This window comes from Streptomyces asoensis (assembly GCF_013085465.1).
In the GTDB taxonomy this organism is placed as follows: domain Bacteria; phylum Actinomycetota; class Actinomycetes; order Streptomycetales; family Streptomycetaceae; genus Streptomyces; species Streptomyces cacaoi_A.
Map to the genome: position 1 here is coordinate 376,819 of NZ_CP049838.1, position 18,688 is coordinate 395,506.

At 70.4% G+C, this 18,688-nt stretch carries 19 protein-coding genes and 1 pseudogene; 14 read left to right on the forward strand and 6 right to left on the reverse strand.

Annotated features, from left to right (window positions below; all coding sequences use genetic code 11):
* Positions 1-110: 110 nt before the first annotated feature.
* On the reverse strand, positions 111-1,115 hold the full coding sequence (locus G9272_RS01750) for a LacI family DNA-binding transcriptional regulator (protein ID WP_171394852.1): 1,005 nt from the start codon (positions 1,113-1,115) through the stop codon (positions 111-113).
* Positions 1,116-1,486: 371 nt separating this feature from the next.
* On the opposite strand from G9272_RS01750, the gene G9272_RS01755 reads away from it, so the two are divergent.
* On the forward strand, positions 1,487-2,056 hold the full coding sequence (locus G9272_RS01755) for a hypothetical protein (protein WP_171394853.1): 570 nt from the start codon (positions 1,487-1,489) through the stop codon (positions 2,054-2,056).
* 206 nt (positions 2,057-2,262) lie between these two features.
* On the opposite strand, the gene G9272_RS01760 is transcribed toward G9272_RS01755, so the two are convergent.
* The 3 genes from G9272_RS01760 to G9272_RS01770 form a co-directional block, all read right to left on the reverse strand.
* A complete protein-coding gene (locus G9272_RS01760) occupies positions 2,263-2,559 on the reverse strand; it encodes an antibiotic biosynthesis monooxygenase (protein WP_253267665.1) in 297 nt (98 codons plus the stop codon).
* Positions 2,560-2,580: 21 nt separating this feature from the next.
* The gene (locus G9272_RS46335) at positions 2,581-2,991 is read right to left on the reverse strand and encodes a WD40 repeat domain-containing protein (protein WP_437184241.1); all 411 of its coding nucleotides are present in this window, start codon (positions 2,989-2,991) and stop codon (positions 2,581-2,583) included.
* A 583-nt stretch (positions 2,992-3,574) separates the two neighbouring features.
* Entirely contained in the window at positions 3,575-4,486 is a 912-nt protein-coding gene (locus G9272_RS01770) for a helix-turn-helix transcriptional regulator (protein ID WP_171394854.1), read from the reverse strand.
* Positions 4,487-4,651: 165 nt separating this feature from the next.
* Between G9272_RS01770 and G9272_RS01775 the strand changes: the two genes are divergently transcribed.
* The 8 genes from G9272_RS01775 to G9272_RS01810 all read left to right on the forward strand — a co-directional run bounded on the left by G9272_RS01775 (position 4,652) and on the right by G9272_RS01810 (position 12,941).
* Complete coding sequence (locus G9272_RS01775; protein WP_171394855.1) at positions 4,652-5,113, forward strand: hypothetical protein; 462 nt, start codon at positions 4,652-4,654, stop codon at positions 5,111-5,113.
* 42 nt (positions 5,114-5,155) lie between these two features.
* Positions 5,156-6,007 carry an aldo/keto reductase gene (locus G9272_RS01780; RefSeq protein ID WP_171394856.1) on the forward strand — a complete coding sequence of 284 codons (852 nt, stop codon included), beginning with the start codon at positions 5,156-5,158 and terminating at the stop codon, positions 6,005-6,007.
* 137 nt (positions 6,008-6,144) lie between these two features.
* Positions 6,145-6,918 carry an SDR family oxidoreductase gene (locus G9272_RS01785; protein WP_171394857.1) on the forward strand — a complete coding sequence of 258 codons (774 nt, stop codon included), beginning with the start codon at positions 6,145-6,147 and terminating at the stop codon, positions 6,916-6,918.
* A 92-nt stretch (positions 6,919-7,010) separates the two neighbouring features.
* Positions 7,011-7,631, forward strand: coding sequence for a flavodoxin (locus G9272_RS01790; RefSeq protein ID WP_171394858.1), 621 nt, complete (start codon positions 7,011-7,013; stop codon positions 7,629-7,631).
* Positions 7,632-7,863: 232 nt separating this feature from the next.
* Entirely contained in the window at positions 7,864-8,505 is a 642-nt protein-coding gene (locus tag G9272_RS01795) for a (2Fe-2S)-binding protein (RefSeq protein WP_171394859.1), read from the forward strand.
* Positions 8,506-8,511: 6 nt separating this feature from the next.
* Entirely contained in the window at positions 8,512-9,492 is a 981-nt protein-coding gene (locus tag G9272_RS01800) for an FAD binding domain-containing protein (RefSeq protein ID WP_171394860.1), read from the forward strand.
* The gene (locus G9272_RS01805) at positions 9,489-11,720 is read left to right on the forward strand and encodes a xanthine dehydrogenase family protein molybdopterin-binding subunit (RefSeq protein ID WP_171394861.1); all 2,232 of its coding nucleotides are present in this window, start codon (positions 9,489-9,491) and stop codon (positions 11,718-11,720) included. The genes G9272_RS01800 and G9272_RS01805 overlap by 4 nt, the downstream gene beginning before the upstream one ends.
* Positions 11,721-11,798: 78 nt before the next feature.
* Positions 11,799-12,941 (forward strand): XdhC family protein, encoded by a 1,143-nt coding sequence (locus G9272_RS01810; protein WP_171394862.1) that lies wholly within the window; start codon positions 11,799-11,801, stop codon positions 12,939-12,941.
* 147 nt (positions 12,942-13,088) lie between these two features.
* Here the strand turns inward: G9272_RS01810 and G9272_RS01815 are convergent.
* A pseudogene (locus G9272_RS01815) lies at positions 13,089-13,922 on the reverse strand (alpha-L-rhamnosidase C-terminal domain-containing protein); the annotation flags it as partial.
* A 248-nt stretch (positions 13,923-14,170) separates the two neighbouring features.
* Here G9272_RS01815 and G9272_RS46340 point away from each other — a divergent pair.
* From G9272_RS46340 to G9272_RS01840, 5 genes are all read left to right on the forward strand, one after another.
* On the forward strand, positions 14,171-14,320 hold the full coding sequence (locus tag G9272_RS46340) for a hypothetical protein (RefSeq protein WP_216377792.1): 150 nt from the start codon (positions 14,171-14,173) through the stop codon (positions 14,318-14,320).
* 42 nt (positions 14,321-14,362) lie between these two features.
* On the forward strand, positions 14,363-14,857 hold the full coding sequence (locus G9272_RS01825) for a MarR family winged helix-turn-helix transcriptional regulator (protein ID WP_171394863.1): 495 nt from the start codon (positions 14,363-14,365) through the stop codon (positions 14,855-14,857).
* Between the two features lie 193 nt (positions 14,858-15,050).
* Positions 15,051-15,668, forward strand: a complete 618-nt coding sequence (locus G9272_RS01830; protein WP_171394864.1) for a DsbA family protein — start codon at positions 15,051-15,053, stop codon at positions 15,666-15,668.
* 41 nt (positions 15,669-15,709) lie between these two features.
* Positions 15,710-16,516 carry an MBL fold metallo-hydrolase gene (locus tag G9272_RS01835; protein WP_171394865.1) on the forward strand — a complete coding sequence of 269 codons (807 nt, stop codon included), beginning with the start codon at positions 15,710-15,712 and terminating at the stop codon, positions 16,514-16,516.
* Positions 16,517-16,518: 2 nt separating this feature from the next.
* Positions 16,519-16,929 carry a nuclear transport factor 2 family protein gene (locus tag G9272_RS01840; RefSeq protein WP_171394866.1) on the forward strand — a complete coding sequence of 137 codons (411 nt, stop codon included), beginning with the start codon at positions 16,519-16,521 and terminating at the stop codon, positions 16,927-16,929.
* A gap of 177 nt (positions 16,930-17,106) precedes the next feature.
* Here G9272_RS01840 and G9272_RS01845 read toward each other — a convergent pair whose 3' ends face one another.
* The gene (locus G9272_RS01845; RefSeq protein WP_171394867.1) at positions 17,107-18,624 is read right to left on the reverse strand and encodes a glycoside hydrolase family 43 protein; all 1,518 of its coding nucleotides are present in this window, start codon (positions 18,622-18,624) and stop codon (positions 17,107-17,109) included.
* Between the last annotated feature and the right edge of the window lie 64 nt (positions 18,625-18,688).

An 18,688-nucleotide genomic window follows, 5' to 3' on the forward strand; every position in this document is an offset into this window, starting at 1 on the left:
TTACAAGATTCCTACGGATGGATCTCCAAGTGCGGGGCGGAACGTTCGGAAGTTTGCGCTCAGGCGCGGAGCCATGTCAAGACATTCGAGGCGGATGCCCGTCCCTGGCCTCAGGCCGACCCGCTCAGGTGAAGCTCAGCGTGGACGACCAGCTCGTCGGCCTCCAATGTGTCCAGCCCCGACAGCAGCCGCGCGACCTGCTCGATGGCGAGTGCCCCGAGCTTTCGCGTGTCGAGGGCGACGCTGGAGAGCGGGGGTTCGACGAGTGCTCCGAGCTGGAGGCCGTCGAAGCCGATCACCGCCAGATCCCGCGGGACTCTCCGGCCGAGCCGGCGTGCCTCACGGAGTGCGCCGATGGCGATGATGTCGTTGAAGGTGAAGACCGCGGTGACCTCGGGATGAGCGGCGAGCAGGGTTCTGAGCGCCTCCCCTCCCCCGTCGGCCGACTGGTCGGCACCGACCACCCGGCCGGTGTCGACCCCGTGCGCCTTTGCCGCCGCCGTGAACCAGTCGTGCCGGATGCTCGGCTCGGCGCGGGTGTGGTGGTCCAGCATGCCGATGCGGGTGTGTCCCCGCGCGACCAGGTGCGCGATCGCGGCGTGAACGCCCCTCTCCCCGTCGATCCGGATCGAGCTGAACCGCGTGCTACGGCCCTCACGGCCGATGAGCACGACCGGCATGCCCCGGGTGTACGACTCCAGCTCGCTCTCGGAGCAGCTGAAGTAGCCGATGACCGCGTCCACCTGCGAGGTGATCACCTGGAGTGTGCCGCGCTCTTCCTCCGCCCGGTCCGTGGTGTCGTACACGACCACGTGCCAGCCGCGGGATCTGGCCGCCTCCAAGGCGGCGGCGGCGACCTCGGTGAAGAACGGGTTGAGCAGGTCGGGGATGACCAGTCCGATGGTCATGGTGTCCTGGCGGACCAGACCTCGGGCGAATCGGCTCGGGCGGTAGCCGAGCGCGCGCGCCGCGTCGAGCACGCGCTGCTTGGTGTCGCTGTCGATCTCGCCCTTGTCGTTGAGCGCCCGCGACACGGTCTGTCGGGACACCCCGGCGGACCTGGCGACGTCGTTGATCGTGATCTTCCGAGGCTCAGCCCCCGGTGTCGACACCATCGCCCACCTCCTTCTTCTCCGCTCGCGAACGCCGGTGCGTGCGCAGAGCCTGAGTATGCATGGGCCAAAGGGTCGAACGAAGCCGGGCGTCCTCGCGGCCCGGGTGCCGCCGGCGCCGAACTCCGGGAGAGCCCACGTGATCATCCCGCGTCTTCCGGTGCGCCGTTCCTCCCACGCACCGTCATCGGTGATCTTTTCCGTCCGTGCATCGGTCACCACCCGCCGGACGGCTGGCGGCGGCCCTAGATTCGGCGCCGGATCCGCTCGGCGCGGCGGGTCGTACGAGCCGCGCCGGGCGAACGGGTGTGCCGTCGCGCGCCCGCGTTCACCACGGTCCGGGGGCCCGGGCCCCGCGGAGGGGGAGACTGCTCATGACACTCATCGACAGGACACTCGGACGGCTGTCGCGCCGGGTGGGCGTCGTCGCGGCCGCCGTCGTCACGGCCGCCGCGTCTGCGCTGGTGGCCGCTCCACCGGCCTCGGCGGCCACGTACCAGTACGACTGCCGTCGGCTGCTCGGCTCGGGCTCCTACAACAACCCCGTCTCCCTGGGAAACGTGACCGGGCGGACCGTCGTCGCGGTCAACTGCCCGCCGCTCACGTCCGGCGCCGGCTACGCCAACCGGTACTTCAGCTTCACGCTCACCCGACCCGCGCGCGTGCCGTCGTACGCGGGCGCCTCCTTCGCCTTGGACGCGACCCGCAGGTCCGCCGTCAACCCCTCGCTGAGCAGGGGGGCTTACACGATCATGCACACCTCGGCGGGCGTGTGGACGTACAACCGCGCCGGTGCGGCCAACGGGCGCTACCTGCCCCTGGGGCCGCTGCCCGGCGGCGGGGTGCTACCGGCCGGCACTTACCGCCTCAACCTCCAGAAGCTGGACTCGCCGCTGAGGTCGATCAGCACCCCGTGGTTCAACGTGGTGGTCGCCATCTCCTGAGCCGCGCGGGCGGCGAAACCGACGGGCCACCTGGTGCTGGACCGCCGGCTTCGCCGCCCGCCGTCGGTGTGGTCGTACGCCGGGGAGAACGTCTGGTCGAGCCCGTCGGCGTTCTGCGGGAGGTGGCGGCGCGGTGCGGCGTCGCCTCTGAACCCACAGGAGCCGTCCAGCACGCATGCGCAAACAGCCGGTGTCCCGCAGCCGGATCAGCTCAGCGATGCGCGCGTGAAGTGCCGCACCTGAAGTGGTGCGACGAGGTACTCGTCCTCGCCCGGCAGAACCACGGGCTGGTCACGCCAGTGCTCACCGGCGTAACCGATCAGATCCTGCTCGCTGCGCCAGCGACTGACGTACAGCAGCGAATCCGGCGGCGCGAGCAGTACCTCGTGGTCGACCAGCCCTGGGTAGCGGCTGGGGAACTCGCGTACCGCAGAGACGATCATGTCGCGGAATGCCTCGAACCGTTCAGGACGTACGCGTGCCTCACTCACTCTGATGATCACGGTTGTCAGAGTGTCACGCGGTCAGCTGTGCGGGCACGCCGATGCGTCCGACGCGGACAGCCGCAGTCGGCAGATCTCGGCGAAGCGGGCCGACAGGTCCAGGTTCCACAGCCGTACGGTCCCGTCGTTGCTGCTGCTGGCCACCGTCCGCCCGTCCGGGCCGAACACGGTTCCCCAGACCGCGTTCGTGTGCCCGGTCAGCGTGGCCCACGGCCGCCGCTCTGCCACGTCCCACAGCCGCACCGTACGGTCGGCGCCCGCCGATGCCAGCAGCGCGCCGACCGGGGCGAACGCCACCGAGAACACGTCTCCGTGGTGCCCGGTGAGCGTGGCGAGGAGGCGGTGGGTGGCGACGTCCCACAGCCGGACCGTGCCGTCGGAACCGGCCGAGGCCAGCGTCCGCCCGTCGGGCGCGAACGCCACCGAGAACACGGCCGAGCGATGCCCCCGCAGGGTCGCGACGGACCGGTGTCGCGCGGCTCCTCTGGCAGCAGCTGGCGGACCCTCGACTGGCCGGTCAGGAACGGCTCTTCTTCGAGATCTACGGGCCCGCGCTGCGGGGCCGCCCCGAGGCCGTCCCGGTTCTCGAAGGGCTCGTGAACGACTGGCTGGAGCCGCTCGTCGCCGCCGAGGTCGCCGCGGGGGCGGACCCTGCCGTGGCCCGGAACGCGCCAGGCTGGGACTCGCCACCGTCCGCGGTCTGCTGCTCGATCTCCTCGCCACCGGTGACCGTGCAGGCGTCGACGCTGCGATGGCGGAGTTCCTCCGGCTGTACTACGGCTCGACGTGACGGAGTCGCCGATCAGGCCAGGCGGCTGGGCCAGACGACGGCCGACGCCCTTACTGGATACGGCGAACAGCACACGATGCCTCTGTGGACCGCACGTAGTCGCGCTGTCGGACAGCGCGGGAACGCCGGCTCCACGCCGGACGAACGCGCGCACCCGCGCAGCCTCGCCACCCGCACCGCGCCGGATTCGGCGGAGGAAACCACGTCATCCTCCACAGGTGTTCGTCAGGACTGTGTGCGTCGTTGCTGTTCGGCCGTCATGTCGGGATGCCCGGCGGGCTGCGGCGCGGTCAGGTCGAGCAGGAGCATGGCGTCGTGGTCGGGGGTGCCGGGCTCGGCGGTGTAGACGCCCAGGCGTTGGCCCGGGGTTTCCTCGAGATGCATGCTGTGGCCGCTCAGGGTGAGGACGCCGACCTGAGGATGATGGAAGGTCTTCTGGACCTTCTTGCGCCCGACGACGTCGTAGCGCTCCCACAGCTTGACGAAGTCGGGGCTCTTGAGCAGGAGCTCGCCCACCAGGCTGGTGAGATCGGGGGCGTCCGGGTCGGTGCCGGCCACGGCGCGGAGGCGGGCCACACAGCCGCGGACCAGGTACTCCCAGTCGTCGGGGAAGAGAGTGCGCGCGGTGGGGTGGAGGAAGAGGTAGCGGGCGAGGTTGCGCTGGGTGGCGGGCCAGTCGGCGAGGCCGGCATAGAGGGCGAGGCCGCCGGGGTTCCAGGCGAGCAGGTCCATGCTGCGGCTGATGACGTAGGCCGGGCTCGGCCGCAAGGTTTCCAGGACCACCTTCAGGTGCGGGGGCACGGTTCGGCTGGGCGCCGGAGGTTCGGAGGCGTACCGGGCGGCCTGGGCGGCGAGGTCGCGCACGTGCTGGTGCTCGGCGTCGTCAAGGCGCAGGGCGCGGGCCAGGGCGTCGAGGACGGAGGGACTGGGACGGGTCTCTTTGCCGCGCTCCAGGCGGATGTAGTAGTCGATGCTGATACCCGCCAGCGTGGCCAGCTCCTCGCGGCGCAGGCCGGGGGTCCGGCGCAGGCCCGCACCCACGGTGAGGCCGACCTGGTCGGGGCTGGTCTGGGTGCGACGCGCGCGCAGGAACCGACCCAGTTCCATGTCGGCGCTGCTGCTCTGCTCGGATGCCATAGCCCCAGTGTCACGCCGCGCTGACCTGCATGGGAGGCGTGTGGGGGGCCCTGCCACACCCCTGAACACCAGTCCCTGGCACATCTCGGCCTGCCATCGGGACCGGAAAGGCGCGAGGCTCGGTTTCCGTCAGCACACCAGGTTCCCAGTACAGGAGAGCATCCCTTGTCCACGTCCGCCTCGCCCACATCGCTCGTGGCCGGCGCGGCCGGACCGCTGCCGCGGAGCAGGCCCGGCGCACGTCCGGCGCCGGCCGCCGCGGTCGTCGTCGGGTTCGCCCGGAACGTCGGCTTCTACGGGATGATCTTCCTGCTGGGCCTGTATCTCCATCAGGTGCACGGGCTGAGCGCGCTCGCCACCGGCGTGGCCTTCCTGCCGATGACCGTGCTCACCTGCTTCATGGGCCCCGTCGCCGGCCGTCAGCTCGGCGGCGCCCTCGCTGTCGCGGTCTTCGGTGCGCTGGTCGCCGACCGGGCCGGGCTCGTCTCCGGTCTGCACACCAGTCTGCTGATCGCCGCGGCAACAGTGGCGGCGAGCGTCGTGGCCACCGTGCCGCTGCGCACTCGCGTCCCTCATCAGATTCCGGCCACCACCGCCGACGCGGGCCTGCGCCTGCTCGAACGCTGACCGGTCGGCTGTCCCACCCCGTCCCGTACAAAGGAAAATCCCATGCAGAGCGTCACCCTCAACAACGGCGTCGAGATGCCGATCCTCGGCTTCGGCGTGTTCCAGATCCCGGCGGAGGAGACCGAGCAGGCCGTCACCGACGCCCTGGCCGCCGGCTACCGGCTGCTGGACACGGCCGCCTCGTACCAGAACGAGGAGTCCGTCGGCCGCGCGATCAAGAACAGCGGCATCCCGCGCGAGGAACTGTTCGTCACCACCAAGCTGTATGTCCAGGACGCGCCCGCCGAGGAGAACACCAAGCGCGCCTTCGAGACCTCGTTGAACAAGCTCGGCCTGGACTACCTCGACCTCTACCTGATGCACCAGCCCTACGGCGACGTGTACGGCCAGTGGCGCGCCATGGAGAACCTGCACCGCGCGGGCCGCGTCAAGGCGATCGGCGTAGCCAACTTCTACCCCGACCGCCTCCTCGACCTCGTCATCAACAACGAGGTCACGCCCGCGGTCAACCAGATCGAGACCCACCCGTTCTTCCAGCGCACCACCGACCAGGAGCTGATGCGCGAGCACGGGGTCCAGGTCCAGTCGTGGGGCGGGTTCGCCGAAGGCAAGAACGACCTCTTCACCAACCCGGTCCTGAGCGAGATCGGCGAGAAGCACGGCAAGTCCGTGGCACAGGTCGTGCTCCGCTGGCTGACCCAGCGCGAAATCGTCGCGATCCCCAAGTCCGTGCGCCCCGAGCGCATGGCGGAGAACCTCGACATCTTCGACTTCGAGCTCACCGACGACCAGATGGCGGCCATCGCCACCCTGGAAACCGGCGGCTCACTGTTCTTCGACCACCACGACCCGGCCATGGTCAACTGGCTCAGCGCGCGGCGCCTGGACGGCTGACCCGGCCGCCGGCGACAACGCCCCAGGACTCTCGCGCGTGTGCCTTCACCCCGCCCGGACCGAGGTGCCCGCGCGAGAGGGTCTCCACCTCGGCGCCGTCCCACGGCGCCACCCACCTCACGGACGAGGGCCTCATCATGTCCCAGAAGATCACTGACGTACTCATGGTCGGCGCGACCGGCAGCATCGGACAGCTCGCCGTGCGCGCGGCGGAGCGACACGGCCTGCGCCCTCGGGCACTCGTGCGCGAGGTGCGGCGAGCCGAGCGACTGCTCCCGGGCGTCGAACTGGTACAGGGCGACCTCGAGGACGTCGCCTCCCTGCGGCGCGCGGTCAGCGGAGCCGATGCTCTCATCCTCACCCACGGATCCGGTGGCGACGCCCGAGCGGACGCCCGGGCGCACGTCGACTACGGCGGCGTACGCAACATCCTGGAAGCCCTCGACGGCGCCCGGCCGCGCGTGGCGCTGATGACCTCCGTCTACGCCACGCGCAGCGACATCCCCGGTGCCACCCCGTGGAAGCGGCGCTCCGAACGCCTCCTGCGGGCCAGTGGTCTGCCCTGCACGATCGTCCGGCCCGGCTGGTTCGACCACGCCGGACCCACGCAGCGGCGCCTCGTTCTGGAGCAGGGCGGTACGGCCGACGGTGGAATCGCCCGCGACCAGATCGCCGAGACGCTGGTACGCAGCCTGCTGACCGGCACCGCACTCGGCAAGACGTTCGAGCTCATCGCCGCCGAGGGCGAAGAGCCGTCCGACTGGACGGAACTCTTCGGCACCCTGAAGAGCGACGAGTCGGGCTCCGTGGACGGCGTGTTGGACCCGGCCGACCTGCCTGTCGAAGCCGAGCCGCAGACAGTGCGTGCGGATCTCGACGCTGTCCGTTCCCTGAACGAGAGCAGCGGATGACAGCGGGCGGGTTCGGCACCAGGAAGAACACACCGGCCGCGCCGGGGCGACGCACGCTCCTTCGTGGCGTACTTCTGGGAGGAGCCACCGTCATGACCGGTGTCCAGATCACCGGCTGTTCCCCGTCGCAGTCAAGCGGGACGCCGGCGGAGTCCAGTGAGCGCCCCGCCTCGGCCACCGGGTCCGGGAGGCGGGTCCTGCTGGCCTACTTCTCGCGGCCGGGTGAAAACTATTCCTACGGTGGGCGTACGAATCTCGAGATCGGGAACACCGAAGTCCTCGCCCGGATGATCAGCGGCCACATCGAGTGCGACGTCCACCGCATCGAAGCCGCCGATTCCTACCCCGACGACTACGACGAGACGGTCGCCCGCAATGTCCGCGAACAGGACGCCGATGCGCGGCCGGCCATCGTCGATCCCCCGTCCTCGATCGATCGTTACGACGTAGTGCTACTGGCCGGCCCCATCTGGAACGTCCGAGCACCGATGATCATGTCGACCTTCGCCGACAGGTACGACTTCCGCGGCAAGACGGTCCATCCGGTCACGACGTATGCGATGAGCGGACTGGGCACCACCGAGCGCGACTACGCGGCGTCCTGCCGGGGCGCGACCCTGGGGGAAGGGCTCGCGGTGCGCGGCGAGGAAGTCCGGGAAGCCGATGCCGAGGTCCGGTCGTGGCTGCGGCGTATCGGCGTTCTCCAGGACTGACGTCAATTCCCAAACGGCCCAGTCTGACTGCGCCGTGTCGTGTGAGACAGACGGGAAAGGGGCCCTGTCACACCCTGGCTGGCCGTTCCCTGGCACAACCCGGCCTGTCACACGGCGAGTTGGTACAGCAGGCTGGGTCGAAGCCCAGCCATGAGTTGCAAGGAAGCGCAGTCGTCGTGGGTTCACGCCGATGCGCAAGTCCCCCCACCCTCCTCGTGCCGAGAGAGTGACCATGTCTACCGAGACTTCCGAGTCAGCCACGTCTCCCCCCACCCGGCCCCCGTCCACACCATCGCGTCGTACCTTCATCGCGACGACCTCCGCGGCCGGCGGTGTCATCGCGGCGGGCGGTCTGGTCGCGGGTCCTTCCTTGCTCGGCGCCGAGGAGGCCGCCGCGGCCGAGGCGTCGCCCAGCAGCCACGTCTCACTGACCGTCAACGGTGAGCGGCACTCCGTCACGGTCGACAACCGCACCTCGCTGCTGGACCTGCTGCGCGAGCACCTCGGCCTGACCGGCTCGAAGAAGGGCTGCAACGCCGGTGCCTGCGGGGCTTGCACGGTTCTGGTCGACGGACGCCGGGTCAACTCCTGCCTCACCCTGGCGGTCCGCCTGGAGGGCGCCGAGGTCACCACCGTCGAGGGTCTGGCCGAGGGCGATCAACTGCACCCGCTTCAGCAGGCATTCATCGACCAGGACGCCTTCCAGTGCGGCTACTGCACGCCGGGCCAGATCGTGTCGGGCGTCGGCTGCATCCAGGAGGGCCACACCGGCTCCGCGGAGGAGATCCGGGAGTGGATGAGCGGCAACATCTGCCGCTGCGGGTGTTACGTGAAGATCGTGCGCGCGGTCGAGCAGGCCACGGGCCGGAAGTGAGTGCCGATGTATCCCTTCTCCTTCGTCAAGGCGCCCAGTACCCGTGAGGCTCTCGAGGCCGGCCGGCGCGGTGGCCGCTACATCGCCGGCGGGACCACCCTGGTCGACCTGATGCGCGAGACCGTCGAACGCCCGGAGACCCTCGTCGACATCAGCGGCCTGCCGTTGGACGAGGTCACCGTCACCGAGCGCGGCGGGCTGCGCATCGGCGCACTGGTGACCATGAGCGAGGCCGCCGCTCACCGCAAGGTGCGCACCACCTATCCGGTCGTCTCACAAGCGCTGGAGCTGAGCGCCTCGGCGCAGTTGCGCAACATGGCCACGACCGGCGGCAACATCATGCAGCGCACCCGGTGCACGTACTTCCGTGACGTGACCGCCGTCTGCAACAAGCGTGAGCCCGGTTCGGGGTGCGCCGCACTGGAGGGTTTCAACCGCAGCCACGCCATCCTCGGCGCCTCCGGCTCCTGTGTGGCCACCCACCCCTCCGACGTCGCCGTCGCGTTCGCGGCACTGGAGGCGCGGGTGCGCCTGCTCGGCCCGCACGGCGAGCGCACCGTCCCCTTCGCCGACTTCCTGCTCAAGCCGGGCAACACCCCGAACCGGGAACAAGCCCTGCGAAAGGGCGAGTTGCTCACCGCGGTGGAGATCCCGGCCCTTCCCCGTCCACTCAAGTCCGGTTACCTGAAGGTCCGTGACCGGCAGTCGTACGAGTTCGCGCTGACCTCGGCTGCGGTCGCGCTGCACATCCGTGGCGGGGTGATCCGGGAGGCGAAGGTCGCCGCCGGCGGCGTGGGCACTGTGCCCTGGAAGCTGCCCGCCGTCGAAGAAGCCCTCGTCGGCGAACGCCCTTCGGACCGGCTCTGGGCCGAGGCCGCCGCACACGCCGCGGACGGCGCCCGCCCGCTGGCCCACAACCGGTTCAAGGTCGAGCTGCTCAAACGCACCGTCGAACGCCAGCTGCGCATCGTAGGAGACACCGCATGAGCCCCCAGCCGCAGGCAGCCGTCGGTGCTCCGCTCTCCCGGGTGGACGGGCGCCTGAAGGTCACCGGTCAGGCGCAGTACGCCGCCGATCTCCCCCACGCTCGAACAACCTCGCGCGGGGGGACCCCCGTGCCGGAGGGGGTCGTGCACGCGGTCGTGGTCGACAGCAGCGTGGGCCGAGGCCGGATCACCGGTATCGACACCCGCGCCGCCGAAGCCCAGCCGGGCGTACTGAAGGTGATCCACCACCGCAATGCCCCCAAGCTGCCCTACGGGCCCAATCCGGGGTCACTGAACCTTCCGGGTGAGCGGCTGCGCGTCTTCCAGGACGACCAGATCCGCTTCCACGGCCAGCCGGTCGCCGTCGTCGTGGCCACCACCTTGGAGGCCGCCCAGCACGCGGCGAGCCTGGTGAAGATCGACTACGACACCGAGCAGCCCGCCACCGCCCTGGCCGACGCCCCGGCCACGGGTGAGCCCGTGACCTACGGGCGCGGCGACGCCGAGGCGGCCCTGCGGTCCGCCCCCGTACGGCTCGATATGACGTACCGGACCGCCCGGAACCACCACAACGCGATGGAGCTCCACGCCACCGTCGCGCAATGGGACGGCGACCGGCTCACGCTGTGGGACAAGACCCAGTGGGTGCAGAGCCCGCGGGACGAAGTCGCCGCCAACTTCGGCATTCCGACGGAGAACATCCGCGTCATCTCCCCGTTCGTCGGCGGCGCGTTCGGCAACGCCGCCCGTGCGTGGCCGCACATCACCGTCGCGGCCCTCGCCGCCCGCGAGGCGGGCCGCCCGGTCAAGCTGGTCCTGACGCGCCGGCAGTTGTACTTCGGGGTGGGCTTCCGGCCGGCTTACGAGTACCAGGTACGTCTGGGCAGCGACCGTCGCGGGCGGCTGACGGCCATGACCCACGACCTGCGCGCCGAGACGTCCCGTTACGAGACGTTCGCGGAACGCGGCGTCCTCTCCCCGGGGCAGATGCTGTACACCACGCCCAACGTCAGCCAGACGTACCGGACGGTGCCGCTGGACGTGAACACGCCGACCCCGATGCGCGGCCCGGGCTACTCGACCGCCGCCTTCCCCATCGAGAGTGCGATGGACGAGCTCGCCCACGAGCTCGGCATCGACCCGATCGAGCTGCGGCGACGCAACGAACCCGAGAACGACCAGTCGAGCGGGCGGCCGTTCTCCACCAGGCGGCTGCGCGAGTGCTACACCGTCGGCGCCCACGAGTTCGGCTGGAACCGCCGCAATCCCAAGCCCCGCTCCACCCGCGAAGGCGACTGGCTGATCGGTACCGGCATGGCCACCGCGCTCTACGACACCCTGCGGGCCCCCGGCCAGGCCGGCGTGCGGCTGGACGCCGACGGCACCGCCCTGGTGGAGTCCTCGACCAGCGACATGGGACCGGGAACCTACACGTCCATGACGCAGGTCGCCGCCGACGCCCTGGGCCTCGCGGTCCGTAACGTGACTTTCCGGCTCGGCGACACGGACATGCCCACGGCCCCGCTCCACGGCGGCTCGCTGACCATGGCCAGCGTCGGATCCACCGTCCAGGACGGCTGCGACAAACTGCGACAGCAAGCGATCAAGCTCGCCGTGGAGGACGAGGACTCGCCGCTGTACGGCGCCGACGCCGCGGACATCGTCGTACGGGGCGGCCGGCTGCACGTGAAGGACGACTCCGCACGCGGCGAGACGTACCGGCAACTCCTCACCCGCAACAAGCGCGCGTACCTGGAGGCGACGGGCTCCTGGACCCCAGGCCGGTCCCGGTCCTCGATGTACGCCTACGGGGCAGTCTTCGCCGAGGTCGGTGTGGACGCCCGCCTGGGCCTGGTCCGGGTGCGGCGGATGCTCGGCGTCTTCGACGCGGGCCGGATCATCAGCCCCAAGCTGGCCGACAGCCAGGCCATCGGCGCCATGGTCGGCGGTATCGGCATGGCCCTGCTGGAGCACACGGTCACCGACCACCGCGACGGCCGGATCGTCAACGCGAACCTGGCCGACTACCTGGTCCCCGTCAACGCCGACGTCCGCGACCTGAAGGCGATCTACGTCGACGGCCGCGACGACGAGGCCGACCCCCTCGGCGTCAAGGGCCTCGGCGAGGTCGTCCTGGTCGGTGTGGCGCCCGCCATCGCCAACGCCGTCTTCCACGCCACGGGCCGACGGGTGCGCGACCTGCCCATCACCGCCGAGTCCCTGCTCTGAGCGCAGCCCTGGGCAGCGGTGCACGCCACACCGCTGCCCGGACCCCGAAGTCCGGCGCCCTTCCTGGAGACCCCACCCATGCTGAACATCGCGGACACGCTGCACACCTGGTGCCGCGAGGCCCGGCCCTTCGCCCTCGCCACCGTCGTCCAGGTCAGCGGCAGCGCACCACTGCCCATCGGCACCGCTCTCGCCGTGGACACCGACGGCAACGCGGTCGGCAGTGTGTCCGGAGGATGTGTGGAGGGCGCCGTCTACGAACTGTGCCAACAGGTACTCACGTCGGGTGAACCACCGACCCGGGCTCGGTTCGGCTACTCCGACGACGACGCCTTCGCCGTGGGCCTGACCTGCGGCGGCGAACTCGACGTCCTGGTGCAGCGGTTCGACCCCACCGAACGCCCGCACCTGACCGCCGCCCTCGACGACGTGACGTCCGGCCGACCCACCGCCGTGGCCCAGATCATCGACGGACCCGAGGAACTCCTCGGCCGCACCCTGAGCGTCGCCGGCGACGGCAGTACGCACGACTCGGCCATGGGCGGCGGCGAGCGGTGGGAGCAGTCGGTGGCGGGACAGGCTCGAGCACTGCTGCGCGCGGGCCGCACAGGCCGGGTCGAGGTCGGCGGGGAAGCGACCACCTGCCCGGAGCGGCTGTCCGTCCTCGTCCACACCCACGCCTCCCGCCCCCGAATGCTGATCTTCGGCGCCGTCGACTTCGCCGGCGCGCTCAGCGAGGTCGGCCGCTTCCTCGGCTACCGGGTCACGGTGTGCGACGCCCGCCCCGTGTTCGCCACCTCCGCCCGCTTCCCGCACGCCGACGACGTCGTGGCCGCCTGGCCGCACCGCTACCTCGCCGCCACCGAGGTGGATGCCCGTACCGCCGTGTGCGTCCTCACGCACGACGCCAAGTTCGACATCCCCCTGCTGCGCCTGGCCCTGAGCCTGCCCGTTGGCTACGTGGGCGCGATGGGCTCGCGCCGCACCCACGCGCGTCGTCTCGACCTGCTGCGGGAGGCCGACGTACCGGAGGAGCACCTGGCCCGCCTGCGCTCCCCGATCGGCCTCGACCTCGGCGCCCACACCCCCGAGGAGACGGCCATCTCCATCGCGGCGGAGATCGTCGCCCACACACATCAGGGCTCGGGTATGCCCTTGGCCTGGAGCACGGGGCTCATCCATCACCGGACGACACCGTCAATGGCTTCTTCCCCCGCATGACCGCTGATCCTCAACGGCCTTGCGCCGCGGTGCCGACGAGTCCTCCGCAGGATTCCGGGGGCCGGGGGCGCACGAACCTCCGTCCTGCTGTCCATGCCAAGTCATGCCAAAAGCGCTCTGTCGATTCGTCTGGATGGCGCCGGCTGCTCAGTGCAGCCGGGTGGTCAGGTGGTACCGGCCGGACGGAATCCGGTACGAGGACACCCCCTCCGCGTGGCCGAGGAATCGCACCCCGTCCACGCGGGCCAGCGGGGTCCGTCCTTCGCGGACGGCATCGGCCGAAACAGCGGGCAGACGCTGGGTCGCCTCACTGTTCGCGGGCACGACCAGCTCGTACACGAGGGTCCGGCCTCCGTCGCCGACCTCCCACTCGCTTCTGATCTCGCCGTACGGCGACTCGTACGAAGCCGCCACCCGCGTGATCCTGCCGGTGGGATCGACGTGGGGTTGCAGGACGAAGTGCTTGAAGCCGGGGCTGTCCGGGTCGCGGGCGATGCCGGCCATGTACGCGTACATCCACTCCATGATCGCGCCGTAGGCGTAGTGGCTGAAGGAGTTCATGCCGACCGGCCCGAAGCCGTCGTCCTCGGAGTACGAGTTCCAGCGCTCCCAGACGGTGGTGGCACCGTTCTTCACCGAGAACAGCCAGGCTGGCATCGCGTCCTGGTGCAGCAGCCTGTACGCCAGGTCCGCGCGGCCCTCGTCCGTGAGGACGGGGGCGAGGACGTTGACGCCGAGAAAGCCGACGGACAGCGTGTTCTCGGCATACCGGACCCGGATGCTGTCCGGATGCGCGGCCTTGTAGGCCTCGTCGTTGCCGATGTTGTCGGCGAGATGACCGACGAGCGTGCGGCGCTGGGCCTCCGTCTCGTAGAAGCCGAGCTTGAGGACCCAGAGCAGCGCCGTCTGACTGTTGTCCTCCGTCTTCCGGTCGGGGTCGGAGCCCGGTTCGATCGGAGAGGCCTCGCCAAGGCTGGACCTCCCGTCACGTTCGCCATCGGCGCCGGGCCCCCGTTCACGGGCTGGGGCCGACGCACCGCGATCCTCGAGCAGGCCAAGAACTCCACGGCCGCCAAGCTCTTCCTCAACCGGCAACTGTCGGCGGAGACGCAGAACGGATCCTTCAACGGTTGCTCCGTCCGCACGGACATCACTCCGCCGGCGAATCCGAAGCCGCTCCGGGACTGCCCCGACGCCCACGTGGACAGCTTCCGGCTTCCCTCCGCTTCATGGCCGACCTTGCAGCGGTCGAGCGCTGGCAGCAGACCTTGGCCCTGCACTTCGGCGAGGTCAAGGGCGAGCCCGCACCCGGCCGGCTCGGGCTGCACGCGCGGGCGTATCGGCTGTGTCCGTGGTCGCACCGGCCTTCCAAGGCATGATCGGTACGGTGGTACCGGGACGACCAGAGGGGCGGCGCGACCGTGGGCGAGCAGACGGAGATCACGACGGCGAAGGATGCCGCGAACCACGAACTCATCCTGGCGTTCGGTCGGCTACAGGGCGCCGCCAACCGGCTGGAGTACATCCTCGGCCGGGCGCTCGAGGTGGAGTGCGGTATCAGCCATCTGATATTCGAGGTGCTGCTGATCCTGGGCCGGGCGGGCGAGCCCGGACTCTCCATGCGGGCCGTCGCCCAGGAGCAGGTACTGACGACGGGCGGCGCCACCCGGCTGGTGGACCGCATGGAGGCGGCCGGGCTGGTCGAGCGCGCGGAGGATCCGGACGACCGGCGCGGGCGGCTGGTGCGGCTGACCGCGCTGGGCGAGGAGACGGCCGTACGGGCGTCCAGGGTCCACCTGGAGAACATCAAGCGGTACCTCGTGGACCCGCTGCCCGCGGCGGACCGGAAGCGGTTCGCGGAGGATCTCCGGATCCTCAGCCACACGGCTCGCGACCTGCTGCCCCGCCTGCCCTGACCTGGCCTGGCCTGGCCTTGCCTGGCCTGGCCTGGCCTGGTCTGCGGACCACGGGCGGCGCTGATGTGGTGATCTCAGTTCCGCCCGTGTGTCCCACCTCACAAGCATCCGGAAATACCTGACGCGTCAGTTACTGTTTCGTCAGGTGAATCGCTCGCAACCGGCGGGCGCCACTCCTCTGCCGAGGTCCTCGATGAAGCTCGTCTACGTCTTCGACGCCTACTGCGGCTGGTCGCACGGGTTCTCCGGAACACTGAGCGAGGTCGTCTCCCGTCATCCCGAACTGCCCGTCGAGGTCGTCTCCGGCGGCCTGTTCACCGGGTCGCGCCGGGTGCCGATCCGCGAGTTCGGCTACGTCCAGGGCGCGAACGCCAAGATCGCCGAGCTGACCGGCGCCGCGTTCGGCGAGGCGTACGAGCGGCTGATCGCCGACGGCTCGTTCGTGATGGACTCGGAGGCCGCCGCGCGCGGTGTCGCCGCCCTGCGCCAGGCCGCTCCGGCCCGTGCGGCGGAGCTGGCTGCGGCGCTCCAGCGGGCCTTCTACGTCGACGGCCTCAGCCTCTCCGACCCGGCGACCTACCGGACGCTCGCCAACGAGGCCGGGCTGGACGCCGACGCCGTCGTCGCCACCTTCGAGGGATCCGCGGTGCGGGTGGCGGCGGGCGCCGACTTCCACCGGGCCGCCTCGCTCGGTGTCACCGGCTTCCCCACCCTGCTGGCCGTCGACGGCGACTCGGTCACTCCGCTGGCCCACGGCCATGCCACCGCCGACCAGGTCGACCGACAGCTTTCGGCCCTTCGTATCCCCTGAACCTCCCCGTCCCCACGCCCTCTCCCCACAAGGAGTCAATGATGACCACCCTCTCCTTCAAGGTCCTCGACCTGGACTTCCCCGCCGGCAGCAAGAACAAGACCGCCACCCTGGTCACCGGCGAGAACGAGGCACTGCTGGTCGACGCCGCCTTCACCCGCGCCGACGGCCACCGCCTGGCCGCCGAGATCCTCGACTCGGGCAAGAAGCTGACCACCGTCTTCGTCAGCCACGCAGACCCCGACTTCTACTTCGGCGCCGAGGTGATCGCGGACGCCTTCCCGGACGCGGTCTTCGTCGCCACCCCGATCGTCATCGAGCACATCCAGCACTCCTACGCGGGCAAGCTGAAGGCCTGGGAGGCCCTCGGCCCGAACCTGCCCACACGCCTGGTCGACCTGAAGCCGCTGACCGGCGAGCTCACCCTGGAGGGCCACCGCTTCGAGCTCAAGGGTGGCGCGGCCGGCCTGCCCGACCGCCACTACCTGTGGCAGGCCGAGCACCGCGCCCTCCTCGGCGGCGTCCTGCTCTTCCAACAGGAGCACGTCTGGGTGGCCGACACCCCCACCCCCGGCGACCGCGCCACCTGGATCGACCTGCTGGACGAAATGGCCGCCCTCCAGCCGGAGTTGGTTGTGCCCGGCCACCGCCTGCCGGGCACCCCGGCCGACGCCTCCGCCATCACCGCCACCCGTGACTACCTCCTCGCCTTCGAGGAGGAGCTCACCAAGGCCGCCGACGGCGCCGCCCTGACCGACGCGCTCGTCAAGCGCTACCCCGACAACGGCATGCTGATCGCCGCCCAGATCGGGGCGAAGGTCGCCAAGGGCGAGATGAAGTGGGGCTGACCATGGCCGAGTTCGCGACCTCCACCTCCCCCGCCGACGTCGTACGGCGCCAGTACCTGGCCTCCGCGGCCGGCGACCTGGAAGCCCTGCGCGCCACTCTCGCCCCCGACGTGGAGTGGACGGAGATGGCCGGCTTCCCCCTGGCCGGCACCTTCCGCACCCCCCACGGCGTGACCTCCAACGTCATGGAGAAGCTCGGGCAGGACTGGGAGGGCTGGACGGCTCACGACGACACCTACGTCGTCGACGGCGAGAACGTCGTCGTCCTCGCCCGCTACACCGCTTCCAACAAGGCCACCGGCAAGTCGATCGACGTCCGCGTCGCACATCACTTCGTCGTACGCGGCGGACTCATCGTGCGCTTCGAGCAGTTCGTCGACACCGCCCTCGTCCGCGAGGCCATGAGCGACTGAGCGGTTGCGACTGTCTCGCGAGCACCGACGGTGCAGCAGTCGCACAGCCGACGGGTGGAGTACGGCTGTCTCTCCCCCAAGACCAGCGATGCCGACCTGACTGCCTCCGGCTTGACGGGCGGACCCTGCGCCCGTCAAGCCCGGGGCGGTTTCGCCGCCGGTCGTGTGCCGGCCGCTTCAGCGATCGGCCGGCCGGTAGTCGAACCAGTCGAAGTGGACGGAGCCGGCGACGGCGAACATGCCGATCACCCGACCGGTGAAGCCGCCGGCGACCTCCGTGGAGAGGTACCGACCGTCCAGTGACGCAAGTTCGACGAAGGTGCCGTCCGGCTCCTCGATGCCGATCGTGACGGTGTCCGGGCCGGTGCGCGCATCGTTCACCGCGTGGACGGCGGCCACCTCGATGCGGAGAACCACAGGCCCGGGAGGCGTCGACCGGGACGCGACCACGGTGTTCGACGGACCGATACGGGCCCGCACCCGCACCTCGCCGGGCGAGGCCTCGATCTCGTAGTGATGCTGCTCGTCCAGGCGGACAGCCAGGCCACCGCGACCGTCCGCCGCATCGATCAGGGTTCGCGCCCGGCAGGACAGATGCTGCTGCCGCCGGCCGACGAACGTGACGTCGGTGTCGTCGAGCGATCCACCACGGGCCTGGAGAGTGAGCCGGCCGGGGCGTTCCTTTGTGGTGCAGACCTCCGGAGTGCGGTGCCGCAACGAAATCCAGTGCGGGGCCAGTTCACTCAGCTCGAAGTCGTCCCGGTCGGGCACGACCACAGGCGGGTGCAGCGGCCAGGAGGGTGCGGGCATGGAGGACGACAGCTCGCCGACGACCGGCCAGCCGTCGACCCAGTCGACCGGCACCAGGAACGTCTCCCGGCCGAGTACGTGCCACCCCGGCGTACCACCGCCCGGCCGCACGCCGAGCAGGACCATCCACCACGAGTCGTCGGGCGCCTGGACCAGGTCCGCATGGCCGGTGTTCTGGATGGGGTGGTCGGTGCCCCGGTGGGTCAGGATCGGGTTGGCGGGGCAGGGTTCGAACGGGCCCGTGGGCGTACGGGATCGGGCGATCGAGACGCTGTGGCAGCGCTCGGTGCCGCCTTCGGCGATGAGCAGGTACCAGTAGTCGCCGATCCGGTAGAGGTGCGGTGCTTCCGGGGCCTTGGCGCCGGGGCTGCCGGACCAGAGCCGGCGCGGCGGGCCGAACGTCTCCCCGGTGTGGGGATCGATGCGGATCTGTCCGACTCCGGCGGTGGTGCACCAGCAGTTGCCGTCGTCGTCCCAGGCGAGGTCCGGGTCGATGCCGTGCACTCCGGGCAGTCGGACGGGATCGGACCAGGGGCCGGCCGGGTCGGTGGCGGTGAACAGCAGGTTGCCGTCCCCGCTGACGTTGGTGACGATCAGCCAGAATCGGCCGTCGTGGTGGCGCAGGGTGGGGGCGTAGATCCCGCCGGAAGAAGGCGTGTCGAGCGGCAGGCGCAGCTGACTCGGCCGGTCGAGGGCGTTCCCGATCTGGGCCCAGTGCACCAGGTCCCGGCTGTGGAAGATGGGCACACCGGGGAAGTATTCGAAGCTGGAGCAGACCAGGTAGTAGTCCCCGCCCGCCCGGCACACGGACGGGTCGGGATGAAAGCCCGGGATCACCGGATTGTTGATGGTGTTGCCCTTCTCGGGGATGCTCGACACCCTCATTGAGTCCTTTCACTGGTGTGATGGTGCGCCGGTGTGCCACGCATGGGGACACCGGAGAAACGGG